Origin of the sequence: Sphingobium sp. IP1, assembly GCF_002708645.1 — a bacterium.
GTDB lineage: Bacteria > Pseudomonadota > Alphaproteobacteria > Sphingomonadales > Sphingomonadaceae > Sphingobium > Sphingobium yanoikuyae.
The window spans coordinates 1-14,028 of record NZ_NOIW01000019.1 but is presented as its reverse complement, the minus strand read 5'-3'; the positions used below and the strand labels follow the sequence as shown (position 1 = coordinate 14,028).

Here is a 14,028-nt window from a genome sequence, read left to right as displayed (position 1 = left end):
CCCCATGCTGCTGACACACGACATGCCCGCCGCCCGCACCATCGACCCGGCATTCCGCCGCGACATATTGGCCGGCCTTGCCCGATCGCCCAAGGCGACCCCGCCCATCTGGTTCTATGACCGGCGCGGATCGGAATTGTTCGAGGATATTACCGACCTGCCCGAATATTATCCGACCCGCACCGAAACCGCGCTTCTGGCCAGACATGGCAATGATTTCGCTGCCGCGATCGGCCCCGGCCGGGCGGTTGTGGAATTCGGCGCCGGCAGCGCACGCAAGACGCCGCACCTGCTGCGCGCGATCGCCCCAGCCGCCTATGTGCCGATCGACATCAGTGGCGATTTCCTGCGCACCAGCAGCGCCGAACTGGCGAGCGCCTTTCCCGGCCTGCCGGTGCTGCCGCTGGTCGGCGATTTCACCGGCGCTTTGGCTCTGCCCGATGCGATCGATGGCCTGCCGCGGCTCGGCTTCTTCCCCGGCTCCACCATCGGCAACAGCGAACCGGACACCGCCGTCGACCTGCTGCGCGCGATGCGCCGGCTACTGGGTGACGAGGCGATGCTGCTGATCGGCATGGACCGGATCAAGGATCGCGACCGGCTGATCGCCGCCTATGACGATGAAGCCGGTGTCACCGCCGCCTTCAACCGCAACCTGCTGGTACGGATCAACCGCGAACTGGAGGGCGACCTGCCGGTCGATGCCTTTGCCCATCGCGCCATCTGGAATGACGAGAAGGCGCGGATCGAGATGCACCTGGAAGCGACCGAGCCGCTGCATTTCCATGTCGCCGGCCAATGTTTCCACATGAAGACGGGCGAGACGATCCATACCGAGAGCAGCCATAAATATGGCGCGCGCGATGAACGGCTGCTGCTGCGCGCGGGCGGATGGGAACCCACGGCCGAATGGATGGACCCGGACGGCCTGTTCGCGCTGGTACTGGCGAAGGCGGGGTAGAAACGGCCGGGGAATTTCACGCGACAGTCGAAGTTCACAGTGTCGTGGGGCCGATTCCGGCCAAATGCCCCTGCTATGCGCCTACCACGCGCCGATGAAGCGACACTGGTGCGACAATCGGGTCAGGGCGACGCGCCTTCGACGCGCCAGCAAGGCGACACTCAGGCGACAGCGAAGCGCCATCTGACAGTTGAAACGCAACGGCGCGGGGGCAGGACTGGGCACGGCTTCCATCGCCCAGGATAGATCAGAGAAAGGCCGAGTAGGAAAGCGAGGGCGGCGCTCTTGCCGCGGCCCGGCAACTGGCATCGAAACCGAAGATGCGATATGATAAAATCATATCGACTGGAGGCAGGCATGGCCGCGAAAGCAATCACCGTGACGCTGGGCGAAATGACATCCCATGCCGAGCGCCATCTGGCGTCCGGCCGCTATGCATCCATGAGTGAAGTCATGCGCGCCGGTCTGCGCGCGCTGGATCGGGAAGAGGCTGTGCTGGACGAATTGGTGCGCGTCCGCGTGGCAGAAGCGCTGGCCGATCCGCGCCCCCCTATGCCGCTCGACAAGGCATTTGCGCAGGTCAGGGCCGCGATCGACAAGGCATGAGCCATCATGTCCAATTGTCGGCATTGGCGATCGAGGATCTGATTGCGATCCACCATTGGGTGCGTGCGGAAGCCGACCTCGCCACGGCCGATCGCTATCTGGCCCGGATCGAGGAGCGCGTTCCCGCACTGTCCGACTTCCCCGATCGCGGATCTCCGCGCGATGATCTGATCGCGGGCCTGAGGACACTGACCTTCGAGCGCCGGCTATTGATTGCCTATCATGTGGACGGAGAGATGGTCACCATCCAGCGCGTCATCCATGCGGTGCGCGATCTGGGGCCGATGCTTCAGACACCCTGAAGCCGGCGCCTACCCAGCCTACTCCGTCGCGAGCAGCAGGTCCCGCAGGTCGTGCAGGCTGGGCAGGACCGCGCTGGCCGCCAGGACCAGTTCCTCGGTCGGCGGCAGGAGGTCGGGGACCATCACCGTCGCCATGCCCGCCGCCACCCCGGCGCGGACGCCGGCATGGCTGTCCTCCACCGCGACGCAATCGGCCGGATCGACGCCCAGCCGCTCGGCCGCCAGCAGATAGGGCTGCGGGTCGGGCTTGGGGCGGTCGACGTCATTGCGGGTGACGACGGTCTGGAAATAAGGAAGCAGCCCCGCCTTCTCCAGCCGCTGCTGGGCATAGGGGGCCATGGTCGAGGTCGCGATCGCCATCGGGATGCCGGCCCTGGCCAGATGATCCAATATCACCTCCGCACCCGGCCGCAGCGGAATGCCGGCCTCCAGCGCGGCGACGAACAGCGCGTCGCTGTCGGCATAGAATTGATCGACCGGAAAGTCCGGCCCCATGCGGTCGGCCAGCATCCGCAGATTCTCGTCGCGATGGATGCCGACCATCGACAGCAGCATCTCGTCCGACATCGGCCAGCCCATCGCCGCGCCGGTGCGGGCGAAGGCGTCGCGATGCGCGGCCTCCGTATCCAGCAGCGTGCCGTCCATGTCGAAGATGACGGCGCGGATCGGGTTGGGCAGCGCAGCGGCGGCTTGCGGCGGCGCGTCGGAAAGGGATGCGGTGCTTGCCATGCCCGTCATATGGTGTGTGCGCTGCAATATTGCCATTGCAAAGCGCGCCATCGGGGCTGCAATTTTCCTATTGCAGCCGCGTCCTATTCGACCACCTGCGCGGTCCAGACGGGGATCCAGCGCCAGGCGCCACGGCATTCGCCCATGCTGGTCGCTTCGGTCAGGCGGAAGCGGCTGCCATCCCAGACATAGGTCTGGCTGGTGCCGCAATCGCCGATGCCGCGCCCCTTGGCGAAGCTTTGCAGCAGCGACTTTTCGGGCGCCCAGCCGGCATTGACCAGGGTGGGATGGCCGATCTCCTCCGTGCCCCAGCCGGGTGCATAGTCGAACGGCGCGAAGCGGAAGCTGCGGCGGCCCGGAATGCCGCTGGCGATCACCGGCACGGTAGTGAAATTATAGGCGCCAGAGCCACAGGGGACCAGGATCAGCGTGTCATTCTTTGACAGGCGATGCAGTTCGGACTGGCTATTGGCCATCTCGTCGGTGCAGCCGGTGAACTTGCCGAGCGCGGTCCGCTCCTCGCGCCACAGCGCGGCCGGGGCATCGCCCGCCGCGATGATCGCGCGATGGATCGCCGGCGTCGGCGGCGCGACGCGCACGGCGAGCGGACCCAGCGGCCCGGTCGCAACCAGCGCGGTGGTGGTGCCGGCCCGGCCCTGGCGCGCATCCATGTAGCGGATCGCCGCGCCCGCACCCGCGAGCGAGGGACGACCGAGCGACCGGTTGCCGGTGCGCACTTCCATCGTGCTGCCGCGCGCCATCGCAATCGCCAGCGCCGACGCCTGCGGCCCGCGCAGGGTGGCGTCACCATCGCGCGCGGTCACCGTCGCGACCTTGCGGCCATCGACCAGGAAGCTGACGTCGGAAGAACCCTTGGCATCGCGGCTGACCCAGACTTCGGCCGCGGCATCGGGACCGGCCGAACGGGCGACGCCGACCATCACCGGATTGTCGGGCCAGTCGCTGCCGGGCAGCAGCGACACCGCCTCGCACCGGTTGCGATTGTCGCAACCGATGGTCCAGTCCTTGTAAGTTTCAAGCGTACCCGGCTTGGGCGCAGGCGCGTTGGTCTGCGCCGTTGCCATGCCAATGGTGCCGATGGCCGTTAAGACGGCCGCGAAAAATCTAAGTTCCCCCATCGGTTAACCATAACCGATTTGTTAAGCCGGGGGTAGAGCCTCTGTTAAGTAATCGAAATGATTTGGTTAAAGGCTTAACATCAACCCGGCCAGCGCGGCGCTCATCAGATTGGCCAGGCTGCCGGCGACCAGCGCCTTCAGCCCCAGCTTGGCGATCATCGGCCGCTGATTGGGGGCAAGGTTGCCGGTCACCGCCATCTGGATCGCGATCGAGCTGAAATTGGCGAAACCACACAGCGCGAAGGTGATGATGGCGATGGTCGAGGGCGACAGGCCGTCCTGCACCTGGCCAAGGTTGATATAGGCAACGAATTCGTTGAGCACGACCTTGGTGCCGAACAGGCCGCCAGCCACCTGCGCCTCGTTCCAGGGGATGTTGAGCAGATACATGACCGGCGAGAAGACATAGCCGAGCAGTTGCTGGAAGCTGAGTTCGGGATAGCCGAAGATGCCGCCGATGCCGCCCAGGATGCCGTTGGCGAGCGCCACCAGCGCGACGAAGGCCAGCACCATGGCGCCGACCGCGACGGCCAGCTTGACGCCGGTCTGGGCGCCCTGCGCCGCCGCCATGATGATGTTGGCGGGCTTTTCCTCGTCATGGGTGGCGACGGGCATGGGTTCGCCCGGCGTGGTTTCCGCGTTCAGCACCGCCGCGACCGCAGCCGCACGGCGCGTTTCGGGCAGGTGGATATCATCCTCCAGCGGCAGTTCCGGTTCGCATTCCGGCTCATCGGGCATCATGATCTTGGCCATCAGCAGGCCGCCGGGGGCCGCCATGAAGCTGGCCGCGAGCAGATAGTCGATCTTGATCCCCATCGAGGCATAGGCCGCCAGGATCGTGCCGGCGACGCCCGCCATGCCGCTGGTCATCACCGCGAACAGCTGCGGCCCGTTGAGGCCGGCGAGATAGGGACGGATCACCAGCGGGCTTTCGCTCTGGCCGACGAAGATGTTGGCGGCAGCGCACAGGCTTTCCACCTTCGACACGCCCGTCACCTTCTCGATCGCGCCGCCAACCCAGCGGACGATGAACTGCATGATGCCCAGATAATAGAGGATCGACACCAGGCTGGCGAAGAAGATGATCACCGGCAGTGCGGCGATGGCAAAGCTGGCGCCGCCGATTTCGGGCTTGGCCAGCGGGCCGAAGATGAAATTGGTCCCCGCCTGCGCATAGCCCAGCAGATTGGCGACGCCGTGCGACATGCCCGCGATGATGGCGCGTCCGGCCGGCACATAGAGCACCAGCAGAGCGATGCCCGCCTGCAGCAGGAAGGCCGCGCCGACCACGCGCAACCGGATCGCGCGGCGGTTGGAAGAGAGGGCAAAGGCAATGGCAAGAATCAGCAATATGCCGGCGAGGCCGATAAGAAGATGCATGAAGCGCTTTCGCGGGAATGGGCAAACCGCGCGACTATACAGGCCCAGCGCGCGGAAACCAGCAGGGAATCCCGCTCCGCGATATAAATGAGATAGCCTCGCTTTTTGTCGGCAAATCGATCAGAACCATGAGGACACAGAAGATGCGATGGGGAGAGGCGATGCTGATGGAAACCGACAAGCCCGGTGCCGCTACGGAATGGCGGCGTCATCATATGCTGCCGATCGCGGCCGCGCTCGGCTATGCCACCAGCGTCATCCATATCTATGGGCTTGGCCCCTACATCCAGCCGATCAGCGACCAGTTCGGCTGGACGCGAACGCAGGTGACGGTGGGCCTGACCCTCTCTACCCTGGTCCAGGCGGTCTTTTCCGTGCCGATCGGCCTGATGGTCGACCGGCTGGGCCCGCGCATATTCGGGCTGGTCGGCGTGCTGCTGACCTGCGGCGCCTTTGCCCTGCTGGGCACGGCGACCGGCAGCCCCGGCCAATGGTATCTGCTCTGGGCGCTGCTGGCGCTCGCGACCCTGCCGGTGCAGGCGACGATCTGGACCAGCGCCGTCGCCACCCGGTTCGAGGCGTCACGCGGCCTGGCCTTTGCCATCACCCTGTGCGGCGCATCGATCGCGGTCGCCATCTTTCCGCTGATGGGCAGCTGGCTGATCGGCCATTATGGCTGGCAACGCGCCGCGCCGATCCAGGCGGCAATCTGGGCGGCGTGCAGCTTTCCGCTGATCTTCCTCTTCTTTCGTGGCGCGCGTGATCGGCGGCGCGGCGAGGCAGTGACCGCCAGTGCCGCAGCGCCCACGATCGGTGCCACGCTGGCCGAAGGGGTGCGCTCCTCCATCTATCATCGCCTGCTGCTCGCCAGCCTGCTCTTCACCTTCACCATCATCGCGCTGGTCGTGCATTTCGTGCCGATCCTGACCGATCGCGGCGCGGACCCGATGCGGGCGGCCGGCATAGCCTCGGTCGTGGGCCTTTGCTCGATCATCGGCCGGCTGGCGACCGGGCTGCTGCTCGACCGGTTCCGCGGATCGCTGGTCGGTGCCGGCGTCTTCCTGCTGCCGGCGGCCGCCAGCCTGTTGTTGCTGGGCGCCGGAAACAATGTCGCGCTGCTGATCGCGGCGGCCGCGCTGATCGGCCTGACATTGGGCGCGGAAGTCGACGTGATCGTCTATCTCACCACCCAGCATTTCGGCCTCAAGACCTTTGGCGGCCTTTATGGCGGGCTGCTGATGGCACTGTCGGTCGGCACCGCCACCGGGCCATTGGGCGCGTCGGCGATTTTCGACCGCTTCGGCAATTATGCGCCCTTCCTGTGGATAACGCTTGTCCTGATGGTCGGTAGCAGCCTGGCGCTTGCCAGCCTGCCGCGCCCGGCCTTTGCCCGGCCGCGAGGCCATTGAGGGGGCATTGACATAAAGCGCTACAAAGCCGCCACGTCGAGACATCGCGAGGATATATGGCGCGCCTAGTCCTGCCCTTCTGACAGTCCACAGACGACAGAAGGGTAGAGCGAGATGATGCAGGATGGCGCGCATGACGACCATGGCCATGGCCTGGCCGATGACCTGGCGCAGATGCGCAAGCTGGCCGGCGAGGCGATGGGCCGGCGCCGCACGTTGCGCCTGCTCTTTTCGGCCGGCAGTGCCGCGCTGATCACCGCCTGTGGTGGCGGCGGCAGTGACAGCGATAGTGACACGTCGACCGCCACGCCGACGCCCACCCCTACCCCGACGCCCACACCCACGCCGACCCCGACGTCGAGCAGCTGCATCGCCGATCCGGAAGAGACCAACGGCCCCTATCCGGCGGACGGATCCAACAGCAGCAATGGCAGCGTGGTCAATGTGCTGGACGACACCGGCATCGTGCGCACCGACATCCGTTCGAGCTTCGGATCGTCGAGCGGCACCGCCGAGGGCATCTATATGCAGCTGACCATCACGGTGGTGAACGTCAATGGCAGCTGCGCGCCGCTGGAGGGCTATGCCGTCTATATCTGGCACTGCACCCGCGACGGCCTCTACTCGCTCTACACCGTGCCGGGCGAAAATTACCTGCGCGGCGTGGGCGTGACCGACGCCAATGGCCAGGTGACCTTCACCAGCATCTTCCCCGGCTGCTATGACGGGCGCTACCCGCATATCCATTTCGAGGTCTATCCCAGCCTTGCCAAGGCGACCAGCTATGCCAATCGCGTGCTGACGTCGCAGTTCGCGATGCCGACGGCGGCCTGCAACACGGTCTATGCGACCAGCGGCTATTCCAGCAGCAAGACCAATTTCGCCAAGATCACCACCAGCAGCGACAATGTGTTCGGCGACAACACGTCGGCCCAGGTCGCGGCGATGACGCCCACCATGACCGGCGATGCGACCAATGGCTTCACCGGCACGGTGACGGTCGGCATCGCCATCTGACAGGAATTATGCGGATGACTTTGCAGGGATCGCCTTCAATCGATATGCTGACCGCCAATATGGACGGATCGCGCATATTGGTGGTCGACGATGATGCGGACATCCGCATCCTGTTGTCGGATTTTCTGGAGCAGCATGGCTTTGCCGTGACCGCGGTCGCGGACGGCGTGGCGATGGATCAGGCGCTCGCCGCGCAGACGTTCGACATCGCCGTGCTGGACGTGATGATGCCGGGCGAGGACGGGCTGTCGATCCTGCGGCGGCTGGCCGCGAGCGGCGACCTGCCGATCATCATGCTGTCGGCGATCGGCGGCGATATCGACCGGATCGTCGGGCTGGAAATGGGGGCGGCGGATTATCTGCCCAAGCCGTGCAATCCGCGCGAACTGCTCGCCCGCGTCCGCACCGTGCTGCGCCGCAATCGCCGCCAGACATCGGAACCGCAGGTGCCCGCCGGGCAGCGGCTGCGCTTTGCCGGCTGGCAGGTCGACATGGGCGTGCGCCTGCTGACCGACCCTGACAATGTCGTCGTCACCTTGACCGATGGCGAGTTCCGCCTGCTGCGCGCCTTCATCGAGCATCCGCGCCGGGTGCTGAGCCGTGACCAGTTGCTCGACTATTCGGCCGGCAGCGACGCGGAAAGCTATGACCGGGCGATTGATGTCCAGGTCAGCCGGCTGCGCCGCAAGCTGGAGCGTGGCGAGATGGGCGACGAACTGGTCCGCACGATCCGCAACGAAGGCTATATGTTCACCGCCGAGGTCCGCCCGGCGTGAGCCCGGCGATGCTGCCGGGCGCCGGCGAGCGGGGGCGCTACAATCCCTCGATCCTGACCCGGATCGTCTTTCTGGTCGCCGCCACCCTGTTGCTGGCGCTGGGCGCGATGATGCTGGTCGCCTTTCGCGGCCCCCCGCCCCATGCCCGGCCGATGATGCTGGTGGAGGCGACCGGGCTGCTGCGCGGCGGCACCCAGCCGCCCGGAAGCTGGCAGATCAGCCGCTATCAATCCGATCGCGCGCCCACGCCCGACGCGGGGCAGGAAAGCAACCGTGCGGGGGCCGAGCGCATTGCCGGCCTGCTGGGCGTGCCCGCCAATGCGGTGGCGCTGATCCAGGAACGGCCGCCGATCGGCATGCCGCGTCCCGGACCGGAAGGCGAGCCCCGGCCCGACATGGGCATGGAGTTCGACCCCGGCCGGATGATGCTGCGCGGCAACTTTGCCCTGGCCGTGCGCGAGGATGGCAGGAACTGGTCGGTGCTGCTGGGCCGGCAGGGGCCGAACTGGCGCTGGTATGCGATCACCCTGTCGCTGATGGCGGGTATCTTCATCCTGCTGCTGCTGCCGGCCTATTGGGTGGCGCGGCGCATCACCCAGCCGATCCGCCTGCTGGCCGAAGGGGCCGCGCGCGAGCGGCCGGAACGGGCCGAGCCGCTGCCGATCGGCGGCCCGCCCGAAGTGCGCGCCATGGGCATCGCCTATAATCACATGCGCGCGCGGATTGCCGATTATGTGTCGGAACGCACCGCCATGCTGGTGGCGATCGCCCATGACCTGCGCACGCCGATGACGCGCCTGTCCTTCCGCCTGGAACAATTGCCCGACGGCCCGCGCGCCAAGGCACAGGCGGATGTGCAGGAGATGCGGGCGATGGTCACCGACCTGCTCGACTTCATGCGCGAAGGGACCGAAGGGCGCCAGCGCGCGCGCATCGACCTGTCGGCGATCGTCGAGACGCTGGCCGACGATCTGGCCGACATGGGCCATGACGTCGTCGTCACCGCCAGCCAGCGCGCGGTGATAGAGGGGGACGCGCTCGCGCTGCGCCGCTGCATCGGCAACATGGTCGAGAATGCGGTGCGCTATGGCGGATCGGCGCGGGTCAGCCTGCGCGTCGAGGGTAGCCGGGCGATCGTCGACGTGGTCGATTCCGGCCCCGGCGTTCCGCCCGAGATTCTCGACCGGCTGTGCGAGCCTTTCTATCGCGGCGAAGCGTCGCGCAATCGCGAGACCGGCGGCGTGGGCCTGGGCCTGTCGATCGCGCGCACCATCGCCGAAGGGCATGAGGGCAGCATCGGCTTTGCCAACCGGGCCGAGGGCGGATTGCGGGCGACGGTGATCCTGCCGCTCGACCGCTAGAGCATCATTCCCTTCAGCTCCTGCAGCACCATCGCGGTCGGCATCGACAGGAACATCGCCACCAGAAAAGGTGCCAGCGTCGCCGCGATCAGGATCAGCAGGCTGCGCAGGTCGACCGGCAGGAAGCGCATGGCATAGACGTTGGAGACCACGCCATAGAGGTCGGCCGCCGCCGAAAAATCCGGCGCGGAGAGAAGATCGGGCTGTTCCTTCGCGCTGCCGTCGAACCAGCGATCCTCGAACGACCGGCCCAGCGCCACCGCCAGCGCGCCATAATGCATCGCGTTGCGCCGCCAGGCCCGTGCCATGACCGGGCGGAACACGCCCAGCGGCGCAACGCACAGCAGCAGCACCAGCACCACCGTGCCGCCGATCAGGAAGCCGCCGGTCATCGGCGTCGCGTCGCCGTGCAGGTGGACGTTGGCGAAACGGCCCGCAGTGATGCAGCCGATCCCCAGCGCAAAGGTGCCGAAGGCCCGGACCGACTGGGCCAGAAAGCCCAGGCCGCCGGCATTGTCGGATGGGCGACGACCAGCCGCAGGTCCATGGCCGCGACCTTGTGCAGCAGCCGCGTCCAGATGAGGATGCGCCAGAGCCAACCCATGAGCAGCGTCAGCAGCAGCGGCAGGCTGACCAGCATATGCCACCAGCCGGCCGCCGATAGCCGCCCCGGCCCGGCGATGGTCCAGGCCGGCAGGCCATGGTTCGAAATGCCGGTCGCGAACAGCCACAGGATGATCGCATAGGCGGCGAGCAGCACCAGCAGTTCGGCGACCGGCGCACGCACCGCCGCGCGCGCCCTGGCCAGTTCAGCCTTCAGTCCGTCCCCGGCTTCGGGCGGGATCAGCCCGGAAATGGCGAAATGGCGCACCACCGCGCCCAGCCGCCGCGCGGTTTCGACATGGGCGACCAGCAGGAGCGGCACGGCAAAGGCGAAGCGGGCATGCGCCCCGATGTCGCGCAGGAAATGGCGCAGGTCGCCGGCCCGGTCATGGCCCGGCAGGATGAGGATGAGCAGCAGGAGCGGCAGCCAGCCGACCGCCAGCGCAAGCAGGGCGCGGGCGCGCACCGTGGGCAGGGCCGGCACCGACAGGCGGACGAGGCTGGGCAGCCCGCGCGGCGGCCCCCATTCGAACAGGTCGTGCCCCTCCGCCTCCGCTTCGTTGGTCACATGCACGCCCTTCCGCTTCGCCTCGGCTCATCCGAACCGCGACGATAGGAAGCATGCCCTTCCCGCCTATCGGGATTTATGCTGAGCCGACCGGAAAATGGCGGCCTTCACGGGTTGGCGGACTTGCCGTCCTTCTTGGCCTTGTGCGCCTTGAGCAGCGCGTCGATCTCGACGATCCGCTCGCGTTCCGGCGTGCCCTTGGGCAGGCCCTTGAGGCGGCATTCGGCCCATAATTTGCGCCGTTCGGATTCCAGCGCCTTGAGATAGAGATCGGCCATTGCAGCCTCCTGGATAAAGGAAAAGGGCCGGCGCCTCGCGACACCGGCCCTTTCATATCTTGTCTAGCCGAAAATCAGGCAGCCTGCATACGGGCCACCCTGATAAATCAGGCGGCCTTCGAACGGCTCATGCGCTTGCGCTCGTTCGGATCGAGGTAGCGCTTGCGCAGACGGATGGTCTTGGGCGTGACTTCGACCATTTCATCGTCGTCGATGTAAGCGATCGCCTGTTCCAGCGTCATCTTCTTCGGCGGGGTCAGGCGGACGGCGTCGTCCTTGCCGCTGGCGCGGAAGTTGGTCAGCGCCTTCGACTTCATCGGGTTGACTTCGAGGTCTTCCGGCTTGGCGTTTTCGCCGATGATCATGCCTTCATAGAGGGCTTCACCCACGCCGACGAACAGGATGCCGCGATCTTCCAGCGGACCCAGCGCGTAGGCATTGGCTTCGCCGGCGCCGTTCGAGATCAGAACGCCATTCTTGCGGCCTTCGATCTTGCCCTTGTGGGGGCCGTACTTCTCGAACAGGCGGTTCATGATGCCGGTACCGCGCGTGTCGGACAGGAATTCGCCATGATAGCCGATCAGGCCGCGCGAGGGCGCGGAGAAGGTGATGCGGGTCTTGCCACCGCCCGAGGGACGCATGTCGGTCATCTCGGCCTTGCGGATGTTCATCTTGTCGACGACCGTGCCGGAGAATTCATCGTCCACGTCGATGACGACGGTTTCATAAGGCTCGGTCTTGCCGCCATTCTCGTCTTCGCCGAACAGCACGCGCGGACGCGAGATGCCCAGTTCAAAGCCTTCGCGGCGCATGGTTTCGATGAGCACGCCCAGCTGCAGTTCGCCACGGCCGGCGACTTCGAAGCTGTCCTTGTCGTCCGATTCCGTCACCTTGATGGCGACGTTGGATTCGGCTTCGCGGGCCAGACGATCGCGGATCATGCGGCTCGTCACCTTGCTGCCTTCACGGCCCGCCATCGGCGAATCGTTCACGGCAAAGCGCATCGACAGGGTCGGCGGATCGATCGGCTGGGCCTTGATCGGGGTGCTGACCTGCGGGTCGGAAATGGTGTTGGCGACGGTCGCGACGGTCAGACCGGCGAGCGAGATGATGTCGCCTGCCTTGGCTTCCTCGACCGGCACGCGGTCCAGGCCCTGGAACGACATGATCTTCGACGCACGGCCGGTTTCGATCACGTTTCCTTCAGCGTCCAGCGCGTGGATCGGCTGGTTGACCTTGACCGTGCCCGACTGGACGCGGCCGGTCAGGATACGACCCAGGAAGTTGTCGCGATCGAGCAGCGTGACGAGGAAGCTGAACGGCGCATCCTGGTCCAGCGACGGCGGCGGAACATGGTCGACGATCTTCTGGAACAGCGGCTCCAGCGTGCCTTCACGGCGCTGCGAATCCTCGCTGGCATAGCCGTTGCGGCCCGATGCGTAGAGGACGGGGAAGTCGAGCTGTTCGTCGGTGGCGTCGAGCGTCACGAACAGGTCGAACACTTCGTCCAGCACTTCCTGGATGCGCTCGTCGGGACGGTCGACCTTGTTGACGACGACGATCGGCTTCAGACCGAGCGCCAGCGCCTTGCCGGTCACGAACTTGGTCTGCGGCATCGCGCCTTCCGACGAGTCGACCAGCAGGATCACGCCGTCGACCATCGAGAGGATGCGCTCCACTTCGCCGCCGAAGTCGGCGTGGCCGGGCGTGTCGACGATGTTGATGCGGGTGCCGTTCCATTCGACCGAGGTGGGCTTCGCCAGAATGGTGATGCCGCGTTCCTTTTCCAGGTCGTTCGAGTCCATGGCGCGCTCTTCGACGCGCTGGTTGTCGCGGAAGGTGCCGGACTGGCGGAAAAGCTGGTCGACGAGCGTGGTCTTGCCATGGTCGACGTGCGCGATGATCGCGATATTACGCAGGGACATGTCTTGCCTTTGGGATATGGGGCTCCCCTGGCCGACACAAGGCCGCGCAGAGGCTTCGGGCGCGCCCCTACAGGAAATGACGCGATGCGGCAAGGGGAGCGGAAGGATCGGCCGGAGCGCAGATGAATATCCTGTCATGTTATGATGTTGGTTGTTATGTTTGCAGATGGTGTCTCGTCTCACCGCAACCCTTTATTTATGGGCTACAAAATTATCCGCCGTTTGAGACGATCCGAGGCCATTGAAGCGCTCGGGACAGTTGCAAAGCGCTACTGCACTTTGCAACTGTCCCGAGCGCAACCGCCGAAGGCGGTGCGACTCGTCGCGGCGGCATCCGGAATGACTTTGCTGAGCGGAAGAAACTGACTTGCCATTGCCCGTCGGGACTTGCTGATGCGGCCTTGATCGTTGCGCCGACAGATTGGGAAATGTCTGTTACGCGCCCATTCCGGTCGCTCAGCCGATGCACCGCAATCCCCGGAAGCTGCCGACCCCGACCGATCAGTGAGCAGCAGTCTGCGAGAACACGTTCATCACGATGACACCAGTCACGATCAAACCCATTCCCGCCATTGCCGGTAAGTCCAGCTTTTGCCCCTGAATGATCCAGGCAACGGCTGCGATCAATACGATGCCGCAGCCCGACCAAATTGCGTAAGCTATCCCGGTGGGAATGGTCTTCAATGTCAGCGACAGGCAGTAGAAAGCCACGATGTACGAGAGGGCAGTGAGAAGGCTGGGCGCTAGTTTGGTGAAACCTTCGCTCTGCTTCATGAAAGTTGTGCCGATCACTTCAGACACAATCGCCACCGCGAGTAGGACGTAATTCATGTGCGCTCCGTTTTTCCTGCCGATTCCGATGAAGCCGCCCCTCGTTTCCGAGATGATTGCGCCCCTTCGTTCCGAGATGATGTCGCCCCCCCGGAGACAGGGCCGTGCTGGCTACGTCTGTTGTTATTTCGTTCGTGCCGGTC

15 protein-coding genes are annotated in these 14,028 nt (G+C 65.6%); 7 read left to right on the top strand and 8 right to left on the bottom strand.

Annotated elements, in window-relative coordinates:
• Positions 1-4 precede the first annotated feature (4 nt).
• The 3 genes from egtD to CG471_RS08840 all read left to right on the top strand — a co-directional run bounded on the left by egtD (position 5) and on the right by CG471_RS08840 (position 1,869).
• Positions 5-961, top strand: a complete 957-nt coding sequence (gene egtD, locus CG471_RS08850; protein WP_099231619.1) for an L-histidine N(alpha)-methyltransferase — start codon at positions 5-7, stop codon at positions 959-961.
• A gap of 357 nt (positions 962-1,318) precedes the next feature.
• Complete coding sequence (locus CG471_RS08845) at positions 1,319-1,567, top strand: type II toxin-antitoxin system ParD family antitoxin (RefSeq protein WP_099231618.1); 249 nt, start codon at positions 1,319-1,321, stop codon at positions 1,565-1,567.
• Entirely contained in the window at positions 1,564-1,869 is a 306-nt protein-coding gene (locus CG471_RS08840; protein ID WP_099231617.1) for a type II toxin-antitoxin system RelE/ParE family toxin, read from the top strand. The genes CG471_RS08845 and CG471_RS08840 overlap by 4 nt, the downstream gene beginning before the upstream one ends.
• An 18-nt stretch (positions 1,870-1,887) precedes the next feature.
• Here CG471_RS08840 and CG471_RS08835 read toward each other — a convergent pair whose 3' ends face one another.
• The 3 genes from CG471_RS08835 to CG471_RS08825 all read right to left on the bottom strand — a co-directional run bounded on the left by CG471_RS08835 (position 1,888) and on the right by CG471_RS08825 (position 5,117).
• Positions 1,888-2,598 (bottom strand): HAD family phosphatase, encoded by a 711-nt coding sequence (locus CG471_RS08835; RefSeq protein WP_010339284.1) that lies wholly within the window; start codon positions 2,596-2,598, stop codon positions 1,888-1,890.
• A gap of 83 nt (positions 2,599-2,681) precedes the next feature.
• Positions 2,682-3,737 (bottom strand): DUF1176 domain-containing protein, encoded by a 1,056-nt coding sequence (locus CG471_RS08830; protein ID WP_099231615.1) that lies wholly within the window; start codon positions 3,735-3,737, stop codon positions 2,682-2,684.
• Between the two features lie 66 nt (positions 3,738-3,803).
• On the bottom strand, positions 3,804-5,117 hold the full coding sequence (locus CG471_RS08825) for a NupC/NupG family nucleoside CNT transporter (protein ID WP_004210148.1): 1,314 nt from the start codon (positions 5,115-5,117) through the stop codon (positions 3,804-3,806).
• Between the two features lie 128 nt (positions 5,118-5,245).
• Here CG471_RS08825 and CG471_RS08820 point away from each other — a divergent pair, with 128 nt between their 5' ends.
• The 4 genes from CG471_RS08820 to CG471_RS08805 all read left to right on the top strand — a co-directional run bounded on the left by CG471_RS08820 (position 5,246) and on the right by CG471_RS08805 (position 9,680).
• On the top strand, positions 5,246-6,526 hold the full coding sequence (locus CG471_RS08820) for an MFS transporter (RefSeq protein WP_257211482.1): 1,281 nt from the start codon (positions 5,246-5,248) through the stop codon (positions 6,524-6,526).
• Between the two features lie 114 nt (positions 6,527-6,640).
• On the top strand, positions 6,641-7,543 hold the full coding sequence (locus CG471_RS08815) for an intradiol ring-cleavage dioxygenase (RefSeq protein ID WP_099231613.1): 903 nt from the start codon (positions 6,641-6,643) through the stop codon (positions 7,541-7,543).
• Between the two features lie 14 nt (positions 7,544-7,557).
• On the top strand, positions 7,558-8,319 hold the full coding sequence (locus tag CG471_RS08810) for a response regulator (protein ID WP_257211481.1): 762 nt from the start codon (positions 7,558-7,560) through the stop codon (positions 8,317-8,319).
• Between the two features lie 8 nt (positions 8,320-8,327).
• The gene (locus tag CG471_RS08805) at positions 8,328-9,680 is read left to right on the top strand and encodes a cell wall metabolism sensor histidine kinase WalK (RefSeq protein ID WP_099231656.1); all 1,353 of its coding nucleotides are present in this window, start codon (positions 8,328-8,330) and stop codon (positions 9,678-9,680) included.
• On the opposite strand, the gene CG471_RS31210 is transcribed toward CG471_RS08805, so the two are convergent.
• The 5 genes from CG471_RS31210 to CG471_RS08790 form a co-directional block, all read right to left on the bottom strand.
• Positions 9,677-10,072 (bottom strand): hypothetical protein, encoded by a 396-nt coding sequence (locus CG471_RS31210; RefSeq protein WP_257211480.1) that lies wholly within the window; start codon positions 10,070-10,072, stop codon positions 9,677-9,679. The two genes, CG471_RS08805 and CG471_RS31210, sit on opposite strands and share 4 nt — an antisense overlap.
• On the bottom strand, positions 10,069-10,851 hold the full coding sequence (locus CG471_RS31205; protein WP_257211479.1) for a hypothetical protein: 783 nt from the start codon (positions 10,849-10,851) through the stop codon (positions 10,069-10,071). The genes CG471_RS31210 and CG471_RS31205 overlap by 4 nt, the downstream gene beginning before the upstream one ends.
• A gap of 107 nt (positions 10,852-10,958) precedes the next feature.
• Positions 10,959-11,129, bottom strand: coding sequence for a hypothetical protein (locus CG471_RS30580; protein ID WP_004210141.1), 171 nt, complete (start codon positions 11,127-11,129; stop codon positions 10,959-10,961).
• Between the two features lie 107 nt (positions 11,130-11,236).
• Positions 11,237-13,054: a translational GTPase TypA gene (gene typA / locus CG471_RS08795; protein ID WP_004210140.1), complete on the bottom strand. Its 1,818-nt coding sequence runs from the start codon at positions 13,052-13,054 to the stop codon at positions 11,237-11,239.
• Between the two features lie 501 nt (positions 13,055-13,555).
• Complete coding sequence (locus tag CG471_RS08790; RefSeq protein ID WP_066675293.1) at positions 13,556-13,885, bottom strand: SMR family transporter; 330 nt, start codon at positions 13,883-13,885, stop codon at positions 13,556-13,558.
• Positions 13,886-14,028: the final 143 nt, after the last annotated feature.